Raw genomic sequence first — 21,253 nt, 5'->3', positions numbered from 1 at the left:
AGCCGCCGCACCGCGCCGAGCCCGCGTCCGGCCGGACCGGTGGCATCGCCACCCCGCCCGGCGCCGGCAGCCCGCCGCCAGCACTGGCTCGTCGGCCAGGTGATGGCCCTGGCGCTGTGGAACGCACCGGCCTTCGCCCAAAACATCATCACACCCGACGGCCGCACCCAGACCAATGTCGCCGTCAGCGGCAGCGTCACCACCATCACCACCGGCACCGTCTCTGCCGGTGCCGGCTACAACTCCTTCTCGCGCTTCGAGCAGGCGGCGGGCACGACCGTCAACATGCACCTGCCGCAGAACACCGGCGCGCTGGTCAACATCGTGCGCGACGGGCCGGTCGTCATCGACGGCATCCTGAATTCCTACCGCAACGGCCAGATCGGCGGGCACGTCTATTTTTCGGATTCGGCCGGGTTCACGGTCGGCCCGAACGGCGTGGTCAACACCGGACAGCTTACGGTCAACACGCCGACACGCGACTTCCTCGACCAGGTCGTCGGGCCCGGCGGCGTCGTCAATGAGACGCTCGCCGCGCGCCTTCGGGCCAACGACGTGCCGATCTCGCCGGATGGCCGCATCTCGATCGAGGGAGCGGTCAACGCGCGGCGCGGCGTCTCGCTCAACGGCCAGTCGGTCAGCGTGGCCGGCAGGATCACTGCCAATGCCGCGCCGGTCGACATCGCCGAGCGTCGCGAGCGGCAACGCGCCGCCTTCGCCCAGAGCGTCAACACCACGGGCCTGCGCCGGGGCGGCGCGATGGTCGCTCGCAAGGGTGGCGGCATCGAGATCCTCGCGGCCGGAACCGCCTCGATCTCCGGCCAGCTCACGGCCCAGGCGCGCGGGCGCCGCAGCGCCGGTACGATCGCGGTGCGCTCGGGCAAGGGCACGAGCATCGCCGCGACGGCCAGGATCGCCGCCACCGGCGTGGCGCCCCGGCACGGCAATCCCGCGGGTGCGGCGGAGGGCAGCGTCAACCTCGCCGACGGTGGCACGGTCTCGCTGACCTCGGACGCCGCCATCGCGATCGCGCGTGGCGCGACGATCGACGTCAGCGCCGCCCGGGAAGCGGCCGGCAAGGCAGGCTCGGTGATCGTCTTCGCCGGCACCGACCTCGACGTCGCCACCGGTGCGGTGTTCCGCGGCCTCGGCGGAACGAGCGGGGATGGCGGTTTCCTGGAGCTGAGCGCCCGGCAGACGGTGACGCTCGGCGCCGTCGATGTCGATCTCTCGGCGCGCAGCGGCAAGGCCGGCCTGCTCTACATCGACCCCTCCGACATCGTGATCGGCAGCGGCGGCAGCGCCAACATGATCACCAACGGCACCAATGTGGTGCTGGAGGCGAGCAGCAGCATCACCATCGCCGGCGACGGCATCATCGACACGCGACAGTTCAACCGCGCGGCCAATGGCGGCGTGCTCTCGGCTGCCAACCCCTCCACCGGCAATTCGGGCTCGATCTCGCTCGCCGCGCCGAACATTTCGATCGCCGGCAAGCTGCTCGCCGAGGTCAGCCCCGGCAGCGGCTACGCCGCCGGCGACATTACGCTGACGGCCTCCGCCTCCGACGCCCGAAACTCCGGCAAGGCCAGCGCATCCGCCGTCATCGAGATCGGGGGCACCGTCTCCGGCCGCGACGTCAAGTTCCTCGCCGATGCCAGCGGCGTCTCATCCTTCCTGAATCCGGATCTGGGCATCGCGCAGTTCGCGGGGCAGACCAACCTCGCCATCCTGAGCGGCCTCAACGGCGGCTATGTCGCGAGCGACATCACGGCGCGCGTCTCCATCCAGGACACCGCCTCCGTCACCGCCACGCGCGATCTGGTCATCAGCGCCACCGGCGCCCAGGAGGCGACCCTCCCGGCGATCTCGTTCACGGCGGTCTCGCCGGCGGCGGTGGCAGTCACCTATGCCGAGCTCAAGGCCCGTGTGACGGCGGAGGTGCTCTCGGGCGCGACGATCTCGGCCGGGCGCAACCTGACCGTCGCCGCCAGCAACGAGGCGACGCTCGGCGCGACGGCGCTCGCGCTTTCCGGCGGGCAGACCCTCGCCAATTTCGCCGTCGCCGTCGGCACCACCGATATCCAGACCCGCGCGATCGTGAGCTCCGGCGCGGACGTCACGGTCGGCTCCGCGGGAAATGTGCGGGTCTCGGCGATCAACAACAACGCCTTCTCGACCTCGGCCACCGCGATGTCGATCAGTGGCGGCACGGTCGGGATATCCGTCGCCTATTCCGACGCGCAATCGAGCGCCGTGGCTCGTCTCGGCGCGTCTCTGGGCTCCAGCGGCAGCCGGGTCGGCACCGTCACGGTCGAGGCACTGTCCGACAACAGCAAGAACGCGACCACCTCTGCCGTCACGCTTGGGCAGAACCTGATCATCCAGGGCATCGGCATCAGTGCGGCGGTGGAGACCGTCTTCGCCCCGCTGATCTCGAAGCTCGCGCCGATGGAAGTGGGCAAGTTCGGCAGCACGCTGACGCTGGCATCGAGCAATCTTTCGGCGAACGCGTCGATCGCGGCCGATACCGGCGGCAGCGCCCCGACCATCTACGCCGACAAGGCGGCGGTGGTCAGCGACGTCCGCGATTTCGCACTGCGCCTCTCCGCCGATTCGGGCACGAGCTCGAACTCCAAGAACCCGAGCGGCATCGACCCGGAGGCTATGACGGCCATGTCGGCCGGGGTCGTCTACGGCGCGATCAACCACGCCTCGCAGGCCTCGATCGGCGCGGGCGTCACCGTCGACGCCACCAACGCCATCGGCGTCTCGGCGACGACCGAGGTCCCGATCGCCAATACCTGGACCGACTGGGCCGGACCCGCCGAGACGATCTCGCACCTCAACGGAACCTTCGGCGTCGCCGGCAACATCCTGACGAGCTATGCCAGCGCCACCGTGGAATCGACCGTGCTCGGGCTCGCCGGTGCGGTCGACTACTACCGGATCGGCAACACGACGGAGGCCTATGTCGGGCCCGGCGCCACGCTGCGTCAGAGCAGCGGGCTCGGCACCTGGACGGCCACCCTCGGCACCGGCGACGCGGTGAGCTTCGACAAGCGCGTCGCGGTCGTCGCCACGACGACGACGGAGACGATCGACGTCGCCGGCAACTACGGCATCTTCTCGGGTACCGGTGCGAATGGCGGTTCCGGCGACGCGGTCGGCGGCTCCTTCGCCGACATCGGCCGCCAGAGCAGCACCGTCGCCGCCATCGGCGCCGGCGCGACCGTCACCGCGCTCGAACTCGAGGTCGCGGCAACCACCTCCGACAGGATCTTCGTGCTGGCGCCGACCTCCGGCAAGGCGGCCGGCGATTTCGCGGCCAACGGCATGGTCGCGCTGGTCGGCATCGACAACCGCACCCTCGCCTCGATCAGCAACCAGGCGACGATCGACGTCACCAGCGTCGCGGTGGCCGCGCATCAGTTCGTTTCGCTCTTCGCGCTGACGGGCGCCGTCACCTATGGCGGCGGAAATGCCGTCGGCATCTCGGTCGCGGCGCTGGACACCGCCGGCGTCACGCGTGCCTATGTCGGGGACAATGCGACGGATCTCTCGGACAACCGGCTCGGCGGAGGCTATGGCGCCGGCCTGATCACGACCCGCTCGCTCGACGTCGAGGCGGTAACGGACGGGCGCATGACCGTCGCCTCGATCGCCGCCGCTGTCTCCGATCCCAATGCCTCGAAGCTCAGCTTCTTCAAGGCGGCTGCCGCGGAGGGCAAGTCGCAGGCGGCCTGGACGCGCTCCGGCGCCGGCAGCGGGCTCAGCCTCACCGCGGCCGGCAGCGCGGCGGTCGCGACGACGACGCTCGGCACCTCCGCCTGGATCGACGGCGCGGTCGTCGTCGGCAAGGACAGCGGTACGGTCACGACCGATGTCGCGGCGTCGAACGCCACCATCGCGGAGCTGGGCTCCGGCTCGGCCGCGCTGAACCTCACCGGCGCGTCGAGCCCGCTGAGCGGGGCCCTCTCCGGCGCCGTCTCGATCGGCATCTTCGACAACAGCACCGATGCGCGGATCAGCGATTCGACCATCACCGGCGCAGGCGACACCACCGTCCAGGCGCTTGCGGGCGGTCGCCAGACCGTGGTCGGCGTCAGCATCGCCGCCGCCCGCGCCAACAGCGGCGCGGCTGCGATCTCGGGCGCGATCGGCCTGATCACCGACAGCGTCACTGCCCAGATCGAGCGTTCCGCCATCGCGGGCATTTCCGGCGCCTCCTCCGGCAACGACGTGCTGGTCAACGCCTACCGCACGACGGATATCGGCATCGGCGGCGGCGCAGCCTATGCCGGCGCCCAGGCCGGGCTCGGCATGGCCTTCACCTATGTCTCGATCGCCGATCCGAGCGGTCGCGACGCGGTGGCGGCCCTCGTCACCGATTCCAGCATCGGCGCGATGGATCGGTTGAGCGTGGTCGCCCGGACCTCGAGCCGGATCGCCTCGGGCGCGATCGCCGGCGGCGGCGGTCCCAATTCGAACGGACTCGCCGGCGCCTTCGTCATCAACGATGTCAGCCCGACGACCCGCGCCGCCGTGACCGACGGCGCGGGCGCTCCCGCGCGCATCGCCATGGACGGCGACGTCATCGTGCTCGCCGATAGCGGGCGCGACGCAACGCTCGACGCCGCACTGGCCAGCCGGATGGCGGCGACCGATCCCGGGCAGATCGACTTCAGCGGCAGCGCCACCAACGCGGATGGCGCCGCCAACCCGACCGGCGCCTCGATCGTCGCCGTCGCGGGTGCCATCCAGGCCGGCCAGAACAATGCCGGCATCTCCTTCCTGCTCAACACGATCGCGCAGTCGCATATCGCGACCATCGCCAATATCGACCTGACCAGCTCGACGGCGGTGAGCGTTCGCGCGCAGGACGGCTCGACGATCACCGGCGTCGCCGTCGGTCTCGGCGTGGCGACCGGGCAGTTCGCCGGCGTCGCCTCGATCGCGCTGCAATCCATCGACAATGTCGTCACGGCCGATGTCAGGGGCGGCAGCATCGCCAGCCGGGACGTCGCCGTCAGCGCCCAGGCATCGTCCGCCATTCTCGGCGCCGCCGGCTCGCTCGGCTTCAGCATCGGCGCCGTGGCGGCCGGGCTCTCGACGGTCGACGCCAGCATCGCCAACACGGTCGCCGCCACGATCGACGGCGCCACGGTCCGCGCCTCGCGCGACGTGCTCCTGGAGGGGCTGTCGACAGCGACCATCGAGACCACCGCCATCGGCATGGCGATGTCGCGCAATGTCAGCCTCGCCGGTGCCGTCGCCAACAACAGCGTCGCCACCGATGTCGGCGCGACGGTCACCGGCGCCGACATCATCGCCGGCAACAATCTCGGCCTGTTCGCGACGAATACCGATAAGATCGCGGCGGTTGCGACGGCGGTCGCCGCGACGGCCGCGGCTCCGGGCGCGGCCGGCGGCGTGTCTCTGGTCAACAACACGATCGGCGGCGCGACATCCGCCGCGATCGCCGGCAGCACCGTCGATGCGCGGGCCAGCGGCACCGGCTCGCTGAGCTACACGGCCGGCCAGCTCGCCAGCGCTCCCGACCTCTCGACCGCCAACAGCCTCACCACCTCGCAGCCCGATCTGACGATGACGGCCCGCAGCGTCCACGGCCTCGGCGTCGTCGCGACCTCGGCGCAGTCCGTCCTCGCGAACGCGATCACGGACGGCGTCGCGATCTTCCCGGTCACCGCAGCGATCGCGGTCGTGCCGATCCGCAACGTCCTGGCCGGCAGCACCAGCGCGACGATCGATTCCAGCCAGGTCGATACCCGCCTCACCGGAACGGATTCGACGGCCGTCGCCGTCGAAGCGGCAAGCCATTCCTATGCCGGGACCTTCATCGTCGTCGGCTCGGTCGGCGGTGTGGCCGCGGCCGGCGCGGACGCCAACACGGTGATGGCGCGCAGCACCCGCGCGGCGGTGACGAACTCCACCACAGGCACCACCACGCCGGGCTACACGGGCGCGGGCGTGACGGCGCTCGACATCGCCGCGAACGCCTCGCAATCGGCTGCCAGCAACGTCATCGGCTTTGCTGTCGGCATCGGCGGCGCCGCTGCGGCCGGCGCCGTCAACAGCTTCCAGGCCCTGACCAGCGCCTCGCTCGGCCAGGGCCTCGTCACGGCGGGCCGCGTCGGCGTCAGCGCCGACGGCCGCAACGGCTTCTACGCCCAGGCGGCGGTCGGCGCGGGCGGCGCGGTCGGGCTCGGCAGCGCCTTCGTCGTCGGCACCAGCCGCAATACGACCCTGGCGATGGTCGGTGGCGGCACCGGCCAGACGACGCTCAACCTGAACGGGGCGCTCGCCGTCGCCGCCAGCAGTTCGAACGCCTTCACGACGCTGGCCGCCGGCGGCGCTGCGGGCGGCTTCGCCGGCGTGGCCGGCATGGTCAGCTTCGTCGATGTCGAGAACGAGACCCGCGCCGGCCTCTACGGCGTCGCCGCCACGATCCGCCCGGGAGCGACGCAGAGCGTCAACGGCAGCAGCGTCGCCGCCGGCATCGTCGTCACCGCTTACGAGGCGACCAGCATCGACCCGACCACCGGCGCGGGAGCGACCGGCAGCCTGGGCCTCGGCGCGGCGGCCAATATCGCAAGCCTCGACAGTCGCGTCCTCGCCGACATCTCCGGTTCCGTCCTGTCCGCGCCGGGCGCCGTCTCGGCCTCCACGACCTCCGACCGCGCGGTCGATGCGCAGACCGTCACCTACGGCGTCGGCGGCTCGCTCGGCATCGGGGCGGCCGTGGCGGTGATCTCGGTCGGCACCGGCACGCCGTCCGGCGCGCAGGGCGAGGTCAATGCCGGCGGCGACGGCACGCTCTCGCGCGTGAATCAGCTCACCGCCGGCAACGCCGATCTCGTCCTGAGCACGGCCGGGCTCGCCAGCTACCGCGCCTATCGCGGCAGCGCCGCGGCTGCGATGAGCGACGCCGATCTGCGCGACGACGCACAGGCCGAATACAATCTGCTGCTGGCCAATGGCAGCGTTGCCAACGGCAGCCTGACGCTGAGCGCCTCCGGCATCGCCGCCCTGCGAAGCGCCGCAGCGAGCGCGCTCGGCGTCGTCAGCCCGACCGATGCTCAGGTCCGCGACTGGGCCGCGAGCCGCTACGGCGCGCTCAGCGGTGGCACCGTCGGCTATCTGATGAGCGATGCCGGTGTCGCTCGCTACCGGCTGACGGCAGCGTCTGCCGACGTCAGCGACGACCAGATCCGCAGCGCCGCCAATGACGCCTACCAGCGCCTGCTCGCCAACGGCTCGGCCGCCGACGGCACCCTGACGCTGACGGCCGAGGGCATCGCTGCCTATCGCAGCGCCGCCAGCGCGAACCTCGGACATGCGGCGACGGACGCAGAGGTCCAGAGCTTCGCCAATGCGCAATATGCCTTCTTCACCGCCAATCGCAGCCGCAACGCCGCGCCAGTGGCGCTGAGCGCGAGCAGCCTTCTGGACGCCGCCGGCTCCGCCACCGCCGCGACGGTCACGGGCGGCAGCATCGCCAGCGGATCGGTCGCCGTCTCGGCGCTGTCGCGCACGACCACCAGCAACCGGGCGACGGGCGAGGCGCGCGGCGCGGTCGCCGGCGTCGGCGCCGCCACGGCCTACACCGAGATCGGCGACGCGGTCTCCGCCCGGCTCGACCAGATCGCGGTGACCACCGGCTCGATCGCCGTCACCGCGACCTCGGCCGACGGCACCGGCTCCGCGGCGCGGGTCGAGGCCTTGGCCGGCGCCGGCGCGCTCGGCGCCGCAGCCGGCGCTGCGGTTGCCGACAGCTCCATCGCCAACACCGTCACCGCGACGCTGGGCGGCACCCTGACCGTCACCGGCGCGACCACGGTCACGGCTGGGAACAGCCAGACCAGCCGCTCCGACGCCTTCGGCGCCACGGTCGCGGGCGGGCTGGCGCTCGGCGTCTCGCTGGCAAGGAGCAGCGCCGACAGCACGGTCGCGGCGAACTACCTTGCAGGCTCCAGCCTGACCGGCACCGGGCTCGCCATCGGCGCCACCAGCACGGGCGCGGCCTTCGCCGCGGCGACGGCCGGCGTGGGCGGCCTGCTCCTCGCCGGCGCGGGAGCGCAGGCGGACGCCACGGACGCCACCGCCGTCTCGGCCGTGATCGGCGCCGGCGCATCGGCCAATGTCGGCACCGGCGCAATCACTGTGTCGGCAACCGCCTCGCCCGACGCGAAGGCACTCGCGAAGGGCGAGGTCGTCGCCGGCGGCCTCGCGGTCGGCGCGGCGATCGCCCATGCCACGGTCTCCCCGCTGGTGGGTGCCGCGATCGAAGGCAACGCCGCCCTGCCCGCCAGCCAGTTCACCGCAGGCAGCCTCTCCGTCCGGGCCACGGGTTCCGTCTTCGGCGACGCGGCGACCGACGTCGCGGCGCTCACGGGAGAGACCGGCGACTTTGCGCGCGGCGGCCAGTCCGCGACAGCCTCGGCCGTGTCGGGCTCGGGCGCCTACTATGTCAGTGCGGTCGGGAGCGACGCCCGCGCGAGGAATACCAGCTCCGTGACGGCGAGCGTCGGCGACCACGTCCTGATATCGGCTGGAACCGTGACGATCAGCGCCGTCAACACGACGCTCCAGGGCGCGACCGCGAGCGGCTTCACCGCGAGCATCGCGGCCGTCGGCGCCGTCAACGCCCAGGCCGACGCGCCGACCCATACGCTCGCCTCCTTCGGGGACGGCGCGACGGTGAACGGCAGCAGCACCGGCAGCTTCACGCTCTCCGCGAGCGGCAACGACACCCAGATCGTCCATGCCCAGGCCGGCAGCGGCGGCCTCTACGCCGGTTCCGGCGCAACGGGCTCCACCTCGAACGACGCGAATGTGACCGCTTCCCTCGGTGACGGCGCCGTGGTCGTCAGCGGCCTCGTCACGATCGCGGCGAGCCATGACGCGAACTACGCATCCCTGATCGACAGCCTCCAGGCCTCGGCACTGGGCGCCAGCGCCGCCCTTGCCCGCAACGGTGCGGATGTCGACGTGCTGGCGACACTCGGCGCCGGCAGCCGCATCGCTGCGGCAGGCCCCAACACGGCCGGCTGCTACCTGTCGAGCTGCCTGCAGGCGATCGCGCTCACCAGCCGCAACGCCTTCACCCAGCTCGATCTCGGCGACTCCGTGCAGGCGGCGGCCGGCGGCGGCATCAACGGTGCCGGCGCCACCTCGACGACGCGGATCGACGGAACCTCGCGCGTCGACCTGGCCGACGACGTGATGCTGACGGCGGGCACCAGCGCGACCGCCGCGCCCGGACCGATTCTGGTCCAGGCCTGGACCGAGCTGACGGGCGACGACACCGCGACGCTCACGACCGGAGGCCTGCTGCAGGGTGCCGGCGTCTCCTCGCGCTACACTGCCATCGTCGACAATGCGGTGACGCTCGGCAGCAACGATGCGCTGACCTCGTTCGGTGTCATCAACATCGGCACCTACACGCTCGCGAATGTCCGGGCCAACGCCTATGTCAGCACCTACGGTCTCGCCGGTGTCGGCGTGGCCGATGCGGATGTGACGGTCCATTCCGGCAACGACGTGGTGATCGGGACGGGCTCGTCGCTGCTCGGTCTCTATGATGTCAACGTCACCGCCGGCCGCGACGGCTCGGGGCTGCGCACCAACACCCTGAACGGCGCGGCGAACGCCCTCGGCTATGTCCGCGGCCTGGTCGCGGTACCGGACGCCGACGCCTCGACCGACCTGCAGAACCGCGCGCGCGTCGAGGTCGGCACGGGCGCCAGCATCGCCAGCGCCCAGAACGTCACCCTCGGCGCCTATGACGGGCTGCTCAGCGCCCATGCGGACGGCACCGGCCATGGCTACCAGCTCTACTTCATCCCGGTGACGGCGGGGACGAGCAGCCCGGGCTCCTCCTCCAGCTCGACGCTGGTGATGAACGGCACCGCGACGGCAGGCATCTACAACACCCAGCGTGTCGAGATCGGCTGCGGCAGCAACGCCTCCGAGCAATGCGGCCCGAACGACACGCCGACGATCCGCTTCGTCAGCGGCGCACCGGTGAGCGCCGGCTACGACCCGGCGTTCAACGCCGTTGCCTACATCAACGCCCATTACGACGCCTCGGTCGCGGGAACGCTGATCGCGGGCGTCAACGGCGCGCCCGTCAAGGCCGTGCATCTGACGCAGCTCTATGCCGCCGGCGGCAACGTCTTCGTCAACGCCGGCAGCGTCCAGGGCAGTGGCACGCTGACGGCCAATGGCGGCCCCTCGATCACGGTCATCAACCGCAGCAACGCCTATCTCGTGCTCGACGGCGGCGCCTACATTCCGGAATCGACCGGCGGCCAGATCGTCGGCAACAGCGGCTCCCTGACGCGCCATGCCAATCCCGATGCGGCGCCGATCGTCACGATCGACAACGCCTATACCGGCCAGCTCGACGCCAGCGGCATGGGCCCGGCGCTGCTGATCGCCAGCAACCTCACCAATCTGGCCGGCGTGGTCTCGCTCAACAACACCCAGGGTTCGTTCGGCTTCTCAGGGCAGCGCATCGACGCACTGCAGTTCAACGCCACCGTGCCGAACGGCGCCGTCGCGATCTCGTCGAACGGCCCGAACGGCATGTACAACGCCGGCGCATCGCCGCAGGCAGAGTATGGTTCGTACATCTACTATCCAGGCGGCGGGCCGGGCTCGACCGGCTTCAACGTCGACGAGGCGGTCTACGCTGCTGCAAACGCGCTCGCCGCCGGGCAAGGCGCGAACGATCTCAACTATTTTCTCTACGGCCGGCAGGACGAGGGCACGACGCGCAATTTCTCGATGCAGTTCTACGGCAACTGCATCGGCTATATCGGCGATGCCGGCTATGCCTGCACCGGCGGCTATGACATGGGCAACGATATCCGCTTCATGGTCATACCGACGATCCAGACCTACCGGCAGAGCAATCCGACGGCCCAGGGCGGCGGCACGCAGATCTACGGAGCCCAGGTCGCCATCAAGGCGACGACGATCAACGTCAACGCCTCGATCGAGGCCGGCCGCGTCACCGACTGGCAGGGCACGATCGGAGGCAATGTCGGAGACATCCTGCACGCCAGCCGGCAGGGCTGGCTCGACAGCGGCTACACCACGGTCAGCTTCGCCAGCATCTTCGGCGGCGGCTGGGCGGCGCCGAACGCCGTGCCGATCTCATACGACGTCGTGAACGACCGCCTCGTCATGGCCGATGTCAACGCCTCCTCGGGCGGAGGCTCGGTGCTGCTCGACGGCCAGATCATCAGCACCAACACGCTCGGCAGCATCAAGGTCAATGGCGGCTTCGGCAATGTCAGCGTGAACAACCTCTCGGGGCTCGACCTCGTCACCAACCGCATCAATACCGGCACCGCCGCCGGCGTGAATGCCAGCGTCAGCAAGATCACGATCATCGACCGGCTCATCACCTCCGGCCTGAACACGAAGATCTACGCCTATACGCCGGGCTCCGGCATCGCCGTCTACCAGACGATGAACGGCGCCCAGCCGACCTCCGGCCCCGTCGAGTTCATCTCCGGCGCCACCGCAAGCTACGATCCCGTCGCCGGTACGCGCTATGAGTGGACGCAGCAGGCCCTGCTCCAGAAGGAGGGGCTGACCCCGCAGACCACCCAGGTGCGCGATCTCGTCTCCTACTGGCGCTACGATTCCGGCACGTCGAGCAACCCCTGGGTCTATGTCGACGCCCAGTCGCCGAGCACAAATCCCGGCGCGGACTGGATGTACTGGTGGTCGCGCAATGCGCAGGCTCCCAGCGGGGGCGTTTCGGGCCGGATCACCAACAAACCCGGCTTGATCGGCGTCGGCCTGACGCAGGAGATCACCGGCGGCCAGCTGGACTTCATCAACAACGAAGCGCATTACGGCGGCTGCAACGGGCAGGCGATCAACCACTGCGACCGCGACTTCGTCGCGCAGCCCGGCGCCGGGCAAGCGATCTGGAATTACCAGATGGTGACCCGCGCTTTCGTGCAGGTCACGGCTTCGGTCAAGGCCGACAACCGCTTCGGCATCAGCTTCGCCGGCAATGCCGCCGGCACGGTCAACATCAATTCCAACAGCTCGGTCCTGCTGCAGGGCAATATCGTCAATCCCAGCGGATCGACGACGGTAACCGCCTCGGCCGGCAGCATCACCCAGGCGCCGAACGTCTCGATCCTCAGCAACGACCTCACGCTGAACGCGCGCGACTCGATCGGCACCGCTGCCCAGGCGATCCGCACCACCTTGACCTCCGGGGCACAGCTCAGCGCTGTCACCGGTGCCGGCGGGATCAACCTCGACATCACCGGCAGCGCCCGCGTCGTGGCTCTGCGCGCCGAGGGTGCCACCGGCAGCTATGGCGACATCACGGTCCACGCCACCGGCAGCCTGGACGCGGTCGCCTCGGCCACGGCCAACGTCGTCGGCCGCAACATCACGCTCGCCAGCGACACCGGTGCGATCGGCTCGGTGACGGAGCTGATGAAGCTGCGGGCCGTGGCCACGCTCCTGCCGAACGGCAGCTATGTCGACGGCGTCGTCAATCTCTCCGCCCGCGGCGATATCGGTATCGCGCAGGTCGCCGGCGACCTGCGCGTCGGCGAGATCCGAAGCGATGCCGGCGATGTCCGCATCGACGTCAGCGGCGGCCGGCTGGTCTCGGCGGCGGGCGAGACCGCCGCCCAGGCCCTGAGCGCCGACCAGCTATCACAGGTCTCGCGGGCGCTGAAGCTGACCTCGGCGGACGGGGCGGACGCTGCCGCCCAGGCCAGCATCGCCGCCTTCGAAACGCAGGTGACGCAGAGCTACCGCCTCTACGGAACGCTGATCCGCAACGGCAGCGTCGCCAACGGCGTCTTCACGCTGAATGACGACGCGATCCCGCTCTACCAGGCCTTCGCGGATGCCGCGCTCGGGCATGCCGCGTCGGCCCAGGAGGTCAGGGACTACGCGGCCGGGCGTTATGCGAGCTATGCGGGCGTCTTCGAAACCGCCTATGGCAGCAGCTGGGCGAGCCAGGCCCGCTTCGGCGCCGGTTCGCTCGAAACCGACTACAGCTTCAGCGCGACGGCGGCCGACGCCGCCGCCGGCCTCGCCACCCGGATCGCGGGCGATGCGGCCTGGACGGACCGGCAGCTCGTCTCGGCCATCAACACGTCCGCCCTCCAGCCTGCCTCCGGCGTCGTCGGCAACGGCGCGGCGCTGGTTGTCGGCCACGACGTCACCTTGAACATCGCCGGCGGCATCGGCTCCCTCGCGCCGGACATGCAGGTCGCCCTCTCCGACATCCGCAACGGCTCGCTCACGGACGCCCAGCTCGCCGCCCTCGCCGTCGCGACCACGGCCGGCAGCGTGAAGCTCATGGGGCAGGCGCAGGACGGCGGCCTGGTCGAGATCGCCGATATCAACCATGTGCCGGCCGGCGTGACGCTGACGCGGGTCGATGTCCGGCAGACGACACCGCTCTTCATCAACGCCACCGGCACCTTCTCCGGCTCGGCCCAGGGCGACATCTACGTCCAGGCGACGACGAACGTGCAGTCGTCGAGCACGCCGCGCTCGGCCGGCGGCACGCTGACGGTCGGCAGCCTCACCGCCACAGGCACCATCAACCTGCAGGCTCCGCAGGCGATCGCGGTCGCGACCGGCAACGACGGCGCGACACCGCGCAACCCGGTGCAGATCCAGACCGGTGGCGACCTGGTGCTGGTCGCAGGCGGCGGCGGCATCGGTTCGGCCGCCACCCCGCTGACCTATCAGATCGGCGGGCGGCTGGTCTCGGCGTCCGCCGCGGCCGGAGACGCCTATCTCGTCGCCAACGCCGGCACGGCCGAGATCGGCCGCATCTTCGCCTCCGGCACCGCCTCCCTCACCGCTCGTTCCGGCGGCATCCAAGGATACCTGCCCGGCGTATCGATCTCGGCCGCGGCGATCCGGCTGACGGCGACGGGTGATGTCGGCTCGCCCTCGACGGCGCTCGGCCTCCAGACCGGCACCGGTGGAGACATCTCCGGCAGCATCGGCGGTTCGGCATGGTTTTCGGGGGCCGCCGTCGGCGGCCTGCCCGCCGCCACCTTCCGGATCGGCACGCTCGCCGCCGATGACGGGCTCGTCGTCAATGCCGATGGCGACCTCCGCGTCGTCGGCACCGTCACCTCGCAGGACGGCGAGATCAGCCTTGCGGGCGCCGGCATCGCCATGGCGAGCGGCAGCCGGATCGACGCCGCCGGGGCCGTCAGGCTGTCCTCCAGCCTCGGAATCGTTGCCGGGACGATCACCAGCGGATTCGTTCCGGCGGCGGGCGAAAGCTCGATCGCTCTCGTCGCTGCCGCGGCGATCACCGGCAATGGCGACGCCGCAGCCGGTCTCGACGCGAGCCAGCCAGGAGGCCTCATCGCGCTCTCGGCAGGGACCGGGATCGGCTCGGGCAGCACCGCGCTCGCCTTCGCGGCCCCGTATATTTCGGCGCGCAGCCTCATCGGTGACATCCATCTCTCGGCAGCGGCCGGCACGCATGCGACCGCCCTCACTGCCGATGCGGGGGCGATCGGCCTGTCGGCTGCCGGCCCCCTCGCGGTCGACACCGCGGCGAGCTTCGCCGGCACCGCCTTGAGGAGCAGCAATGGCGGCTTGACGGTCGGCCTGCTGCAAGCGGGCGCCGCCAGTTCCATTACCGCGACAGGCGCGATCGTCCTCGCCAGCGTCTCGACCCGCGCCGGCGACCTGACGGTTACCTCGACCGCCGGCGGCATCGACGCGAGTTCGATCGCGGCGGCCGGCGCGGCGACTCTCACGGCAGCGACCGCCGTCTCCCTTACCGGCGCCCTGACGGCCGGCGGAGCCGCGACGGTCACCGCGCATGACGGCACGATCCGCCTCGGCAGCCTGAGCGCCGGCGCGACCTCTGCGCTCGACGCGATGGGCACGGTCACCATCGACGGCACGGCCGCGACCAGTGCCGGCGACCTCGCCGTGAGCTCGACCGCTGGCGGCATCGCCGCGGGCTCGATCACGGCGGCCGGCGCGGCGACCCTCACGGCCGGAACCGCCGTCTCCGTCACGGGCAATCTGACGGCAGGCGGAGCCGCGACCGTCATAGCCCAGAGCGGCACGCTTCGGCTCGGCAGCCTCAGCGCCGGCGCGACCTCGGCACTCGAGGCGACCGGCTCGATCACCGTTGCAGGCGCTGCTGCGACGAGCACCGGCGATCTCGCCGTGATTTCCTCGGGCGGCGACATCACCATCGCGACCGTCGCCGCAGCGGCGGGGGCGCATCTCGACGCCCGCGGCTTCCTCGACGTGGCCGTCTTCAGCGCCGGCACCTCGGCGCGGCTCGAAGCCGGCAGCACCGCGCGTCTGCAGCGGGCGGTTGCGGGCGGGTCGCTCTCGATCGCGGCCGGCGAAATCGATGCGGCCACGCTGTCGGCAGATGGCGACATGACGCTCAACGCGGGCCATGCGCTCGCCATCGCGACGCTCGACGCCGGTGGCGCCCTCTCGGCCCGTTCGGACGCTGGCGGCATCAGTCTGACATCGGCTCGATCGGCTGCGGGCGCGCGCCTCGATGCCGCTCAGATGATCTCGCTCGGGAGCCTCGACGCCGGAACCGGCGCGCTGGCCATCGCATCCCGCCAGTCCGGGATTGCGGCAGGCCGCGTCGCCACCACCGGCGATGCCCTGCTGACGGCACAAGGACCCCTTTCGGTCACCGAGCTGCGCGCCGGCAACATGAAGGCCACGTCCACGGCGGGGGCGATCTCGATGGCGGCCGCGACGCTCACCGGCGACGCATCCCTCGTGGCGGCGACACTGCTCTCCGTCGGCACGATTTCGGCCGCCGGATCGACCAGGCTGGACGCCGGCGGAGGCCTTGCCGCGGGACGTATCGACAGCGGCGGCCGGCTCGAGATCGAAGCGGGAGCCGGAATCGCTCTCGACGCAGCGACGATGCGCTCCGGCGACCTCACCCTGCTCGCCCGCACCGGCGGCATCCGGGCTGGCTTGCTGTCCGCAGCCGAAGCCGTCTCCGTCCACAGCGCGGGCGACGTGACGCTGGACGACCTGCGCAGCGGAGCCACGGCGAGCCTCGTCGCGGACACCGGTGCGCTGGCGATCGCGTCCCTGTCCGCCGCCACGGATGCGACCCTGCAGGGCCGGTCCATCGTCTTCACGCGCATCGAGGCGGGTGGCAGCGCCACGCTGCTGGCGCAGGCCGATATCGCCGGCAACCGGATCTCGGCCACGGATGCGCTGACCCTGCGGGCCGGGCGCAGCGGCCGCGGCTCGATCGCCATCGCGATCGGCGCGGCCCGCAACGTCGCGGCCAGCACCTTGGGCGACATCTCTCTCGGGCGCTTCGCCGCCGGCGACGGCATCGTCATCCTCGGCCGGCGGATTACGGCGGACATCGTCCAGCTTCCCGGAGAGGTCGGCACGCCGCTCGCGCTCGACATCGGCGGCCTGGATCGGCGCACAGCAGAAGAGGTGGCGCTATCGATCGAGGCGGACCGCGTCCGGATCGGCCGGTTCGACGCGGTCGATGGTCGCATCGCCGCCACCGCGAGCCGGCTGGAGATCGCCAGGGCCTTCGTTCCCGGCGCGCTGGAGCTGCGTGTGCCGGCGATGTCCGTGCTGGCGAGCAATCGCTCCATCGTTCCGGTCGGCGGCTACGACGTCCAGCTCTACCCCAATCATCGCGAGTTCTCCCTGGTGATCGATGGCAGGCGTCTGACCTCGAGCGCCTTCGTGACGGCGGCCGACACCGACGTGGTCGACGTCCCGGCCGGCAGCGGGCCTGTCTCGCAGGAACTCGCGCGGCTCGGCGCGGTCTTCCCGACCGGGCTCTCCTTCGCCGATATCATGCGCGGCTTCGTGCTCGGCAGCGACGGGCGCTGGCGCAGCAAGGATGGTCCGGAAACCACGGCGAGCATCGCCGGCTTGGGCGGTAGGCCTCCCGTCAACCTTGACGGCATCGGGGAGCAGCCTTGAGCAGAACGAGCCTTGCCTTCGGCCTCGCCATGGCCGCGGGAACCATAGCCTTCGCCGAGCCCGCAGCGGCGCAGTTCGTCGTCCCGCAGACGCTGGAGACGGAGGCCGGCCGCCAGCAGCGCGAAATCGAGCGGCAGACTGCACCACAGCGCCAGCGCGGCCCGGGATTGGTCGCGCCGGCACCCGAGGCGAAGCTGCAATTCCCGGCGGGCGGCGCCACCGTCGTGCTCCGCCGCATCGACTTCGACGCCTCGCATTTCCTGAGTTCGGCGGAGCTCGACGCCATCCGCTCGCGCTATCTCGGCCGGCGCGTCGACCTCGCGGAGATCGGCCTGCTGGTCCAGGCGGTCAACGACCTCTATGCCGATAAGGGACAGGTCACCGCCCGCGCGGTTCTGCCGCCGCAGAAGCTCGATGGCGGCGTGCTGAGGATCCGCCTCGTCGAGGGGCGCGTCGGCAGGATCGGCGTCTCCGGGGCGGTTCGGACCTGGCCCTGGTACGTTCGCTCGCAGGTGCCGGCCGGCGAAGGCGAGATCGTGGACGCCCCCGCGCTCAATCGCAGCATCTCGATCTTCAACCGGCTCAACGAGCTGCAGATCCGCGCCCAGCTCCAGGCCGGAGCCGGCTTCGGCCTGACCGATCTCGACCTCGCCGTAACGGAGCCGCTGCGCAACACGCTTCAGCTCTCCTATGATAACCAGGGCGTCTCCTCGACCGGCCGCTACCAGGGCATCCTGTTCTGGCGCCATCACAACCTGCTCGGCATCGACGACAAGCTCGTGCTCTACGGCTCGCGGGGGCGGGGCAGCATCCTTGGCAGTGCTAGCTATACCCTCCCGGTCTCGCCATGGGGCACGCGATTCGGTCTCAGCCTCACCCGCTCCGCCTACCGGATCGTCACTGGCGCGATCCGTGAATTGCGGCCGGAAGGCGTCTCGGAAAGCCGTTCGCTGACGCTGTCGCAACCCGTCTTCGCCACCGATGCGATCCTGCTGCAGGCGACAGGCGCGCTCGGCGCCGGCAGCGGCAGCAGCAAGCAGCTCGGCTTCACGACGGTCGAGACCGGCTACACGCGGGCCACCGCCGGCGCGGCGTTGACCGTGACCCTGCCCAACCTCTCGCACCAGTCGACGGTGAACTGGTCGCAGGTCGCGCATCGTGACAGGCTGTCGGGCGCCCGGCGCAACTATACGATCTGGACCGGCAACACGGCGTCCGTCTGGCGGCTGACCGACGACTTCTACGGGTCGCTCGTCGGCGCCTGGCAGGTTACCGGAGAATCGCAGTTGCCCGGCGACCAGATCTTCCAGATCGGCGGCCCGACCACAGTGCGCGGCTATCCGATCGGCAGCGCCTTCGGCAATTCCGGCTTCTACGGCCAGGCAGAACTGCACTACATTCTGCCCGAGCCGCTGAAGTCGCTCGAGGCGCTCGTCTTCCTCGACCACGGCCGCACCGACTACAACGCCGCGACGCATTTCCGCGCGACGTCGCTGGGCGCCGGGCTGATCTGGCGCCCCGTCGAATGGGCCTCGCTGGAAGGCGGCGTCGGGCACCCGCTCGAACGCGTCTCGGCGGCGCAGCGGGACGTCGAGCTCTATTTCCGGCTCACCCTGCGCAAGACGCTCTGAGCCGCCCGAACGGCTTCTCCCGACTTCCCTACGGACAAGGACCCGCCATGGCCTCGCTCCCGCTCTTCTATTCCAGCATCGCCGTCATCGACCGCGATACGCATCGCCAGGCTCGCATCGCCCCGGCCGAGAGGCCCTATGCCTTCGCCGCCGGCAGCCACGTGCTCCCGGCGCTGCTGGCGGAGTTCGTGCCCGGCTGCCGCGACATGCCGATCCTCTTCCTCGAGGAGAACGGCACGGTCTCGCCGCTGTTCATGGTCGGCATGCGGCCGGGCGAAAGCTGTTTCGTCGACGGCGACGGGCGCTGGCGCGGCCGTCACGCCCCGGCCTATCTGCGACGCTATCCGTTCATCGGCGGGGAAATCTCGAGCGAGCGGCAGGTCGTCTGCATCGACGGCGGCTTCGCCGGGCTCGATAAGGCCGAGGGCGAGCGCCTGTTCCAGGACGATGGCGAGCCGGCCGAGGCGCTGCAGCGAGTCATCGCCTTCGTGGCCGAGTACAGCGAGGCGGCGGAGCGCACCGCCGCCTTCGGCGCCCAGCTCAAGACCCTCGACCTGCTGCAGACCGTGACCATCGAGATCCGTTCGGCCGATGGCGGACATTCGAGCTTCAGCGGCTTTGCGGCCGTCGACGAGCAGCGGCTCAACGCGCTGCCCGACGACGCCTGGCTCGACTTGCGCCGGAAAGGCTATCTCGGGCCGATCCAGGCTCACCTCATCAGCCTCACCAACGTCTCGCTGCTGGGAGAATGGGCCACGCGCCCGGCCTGAACACCGCGCCGGCCGGCACGCGGACAGTCGTGGAGGGGATCGAGCCCATCCTCCCGACAGGCGGCGCAACGCACCGCCCGGGCTTGTGACGCCAGCCGCTGAGTCGCCGGCGGCGAACATCTGCCGCAGAATGCGGTTGCGAACGGACAGTCATCATGTTCCCTTACGTCATCATTAATAAGACGAAGCAAAAGAAATGCCGGGCGAACGACATTCCGCCGTGTGGTTGCGCGCCGCCATCGTGTTCGCCGCCGCCCTGCTGCTCGCACTCCCTCTGATGCTGCGCCGCTAGCGGCACGTGCCCTTTCGCCGCGGGGCTCCTTTTTTGCGCCAGATCAAATCGGCAGTGGCGCGTCCATGCTTTCATTCAGCGCGGTCCGAATTCGGGATCACTCTCGAGTTCTGTAGTGAGCGGAGGCCGAGATGAGGATAGAGAAGGCGAAGCGCGGAATCAGTCACTCTGACTACGATCAGTGTAATATCTTTCTATTGAGCGCATTCTTCTGCTTGATCGGCAACAATCGTAACGACGCTCACCTGCGAAAGATGATCGAAGATGCGATCGTCGCTTTGCATGAGGCCAGAAACATCACCTCCTCGGCACAGGTATTGCCGTTCGTTCCGCGAAAGCGGCGCTCCCCCCGACAGCCGGCAGGGTCGATCGATCAGGGCTCGGCGGCCATTCAGTCAGATCCGTTGCCGACCGGCGCCTAGCCTAGCCAAGCCGAGCCGATCGGCCGGCACTCCGATCCGCCCATTGCTTCGGGAGAATGCTCGTGAACGGGATCAAGGAACGTTTGCTCGTCCCGATGTTCCTGACTGCGTCTGCCGCCGCGATGCTCGGCTGGCTTTCGTTGCTCGGATGGAGCACCTGGCGCCTGCTGTTCTAACGGTGCTTGAGCGGTCACCGTCGACCGCGCACGGCCCCGCGCCAGAGCGGGCCGCATCCAGAACCGACACGTCGGAGAAAAAGTGGTGGGCCGGGCCGGACAAATCAACGAACATTTATGTAATTGAAATTGTTATATAATCCCACATACCGTCAAAAGTGACACCGCGATCGGCGCTTTGCCGCCGGATACGCAAGGCGAGCTGCACATAACTGGCGGGCGGTCAGTGGTACCGCCCATGTCCTGAAGTCTGGCAGGGCGCTGGATCGATGCGCGCCCATCTCCATTCGCCTGAGGTCGTAGCGCCTTGCCCGTGAGTTCCCGGCTATGGCGTCCCCCCGCACCCGAGCGCCCTCCAAGGAGCCGAGAGCTGTCTAGCGCCCCATTGCGTAGAACTCGTCGTTCGGGCGCATGCTGGTCACGTTGGCGAGGCGGTTCGACATGCCGAAGAAGGCCGCAATGGCGGCGATGTCCCAGGTATCGTCCTCACTGAAACCGTGCTCGTGCAGCGTGGCGATGTCGTCGTCCCGGACCTCATAGGCGCGAGCGGAGACTTTCATCGCGAAGTCAAGCATCGCGCGCTGCCGGGGCGTGATGTCGGCTTTGCGGTAGTTCACCGCCACCTGGTCCGCGATCAGCGGATTCTTCGCCCGCACCCGCAGGATCGCGCCATGAGCCACGACGCAATACTGGCACTGGTTGGCATTGCTGGTCGCGACCACGATCATCTCGCGCTCGGCCTTCGTCAGCCCGTCCGCCTTGTTCATCAGGGCGTCGTGATAGGCGAAGAAGGCGCGGAACTCGTCCGGACGATGCGCGAGCGTCAGGAAGACGTTTGGTACGAAGCCGGACTTCTCCTGCACGGCGAGGATCCGCTCGCGGATATCGTCCGGCAACGCATCGATCTCGGGGACGGGAAAACGGCTGATAGCGGGCTGCGTCATGTCATCGATTCCTTTCC

5 protein-coding genes are annotated in these 21,253 nt (G+C 70.1%); 4 read left to right on the top strand and 1 reads right to left on the bottom strand.

What is annotated here, in order from left to right; genetic code table 11:
• The first annotated feature begins 39 nt into the window (after nucleotides 1-39).
• From BGO20_RS15250 to BGO20_RS15235, 4 genes are all read left to right on the top strand, one after another.
• Entirely contained in the window at nucleotides 40-17,001 is a 16,962-nt protein-coding gene (locus BGO20_RS15250; protein WP_291664414.1) for a leukotoxin LktA family filamentous adhesin, read from the top strand.
• Nucleotides 16,998-18,632: a ShlB/FhaC/HecB family hemolysin secretion/activation protein gene (locus tag BGO20_RS15245; RefSeq protein WP_291664415.1), complete on the top strand. Its 1,635-nt coding sequence runs from the start codon at nucleotides 16,998-17,000 to the stop codon at nucleotides 18,630-18,632. Before BGO20_RS15250 ends, BGO20_RS15245 begins: the two co-directional genes overlap by 4 nt.
• A 47-nt stretch (nucleotides 18,633-18,679) precedes the next feature.
• Nucleotides 18,680-19,402: a SapC family protein gene (locus BGO20_RS15240; protein WP_291664416.1), complete on the top strand. Its 723-nt coding sequence runs from the start codon at nucleotides 18,680-18,682 to the stop codon at nucleotides 19,400-19,402.
• A 423-nt stretch (nucleotides 19,403-19,825) separates the two neighbouring features.
• The gene (locus BGO20_RS15235; protein WP_291664417.1) at nucleotides 19,826-20,116 is read left to right on the top strand and encodes a hypothetical protein; all 291 of its coding nucleotides are present in this window, start codon (nucleotides 19,826-19,828) and stop codon (nucleotides 20,114-20,116) included.
• Nucleotides 20,117-20,666: 550 nt separating this feature from the next.
• Here BGO20_RS15235 and BGO20_RS15230 read toward each other — a convergent pair.
• Complete coding sequence (locus BGO20_RS15230; protein WP_291664418.1) at nucleotides 20,667-21,236, bottom strand: peroxidase-related enzyme; 570 nt, start codon at nucleotides 21,234-21,236, stop codon at nucleotides 20,667-20,669.
• Nucleotides 21,237-21,253 lie beyond the last annotated feature (17 nt).

This window comes from Allobosea sp. 67-29 (assembly GCF_001898115.1).
Classification (GTDB): domain Bacteria; phylum Pseudomonadota; class Alphaproteobacteria; order Rhizobiales; family Beijerinckiaceae; genus Allobosea.
Note: the sequence above shows the minus strand (reverse complement) of the source record. Positions and strands in the feature narration are given on the sequence as shown.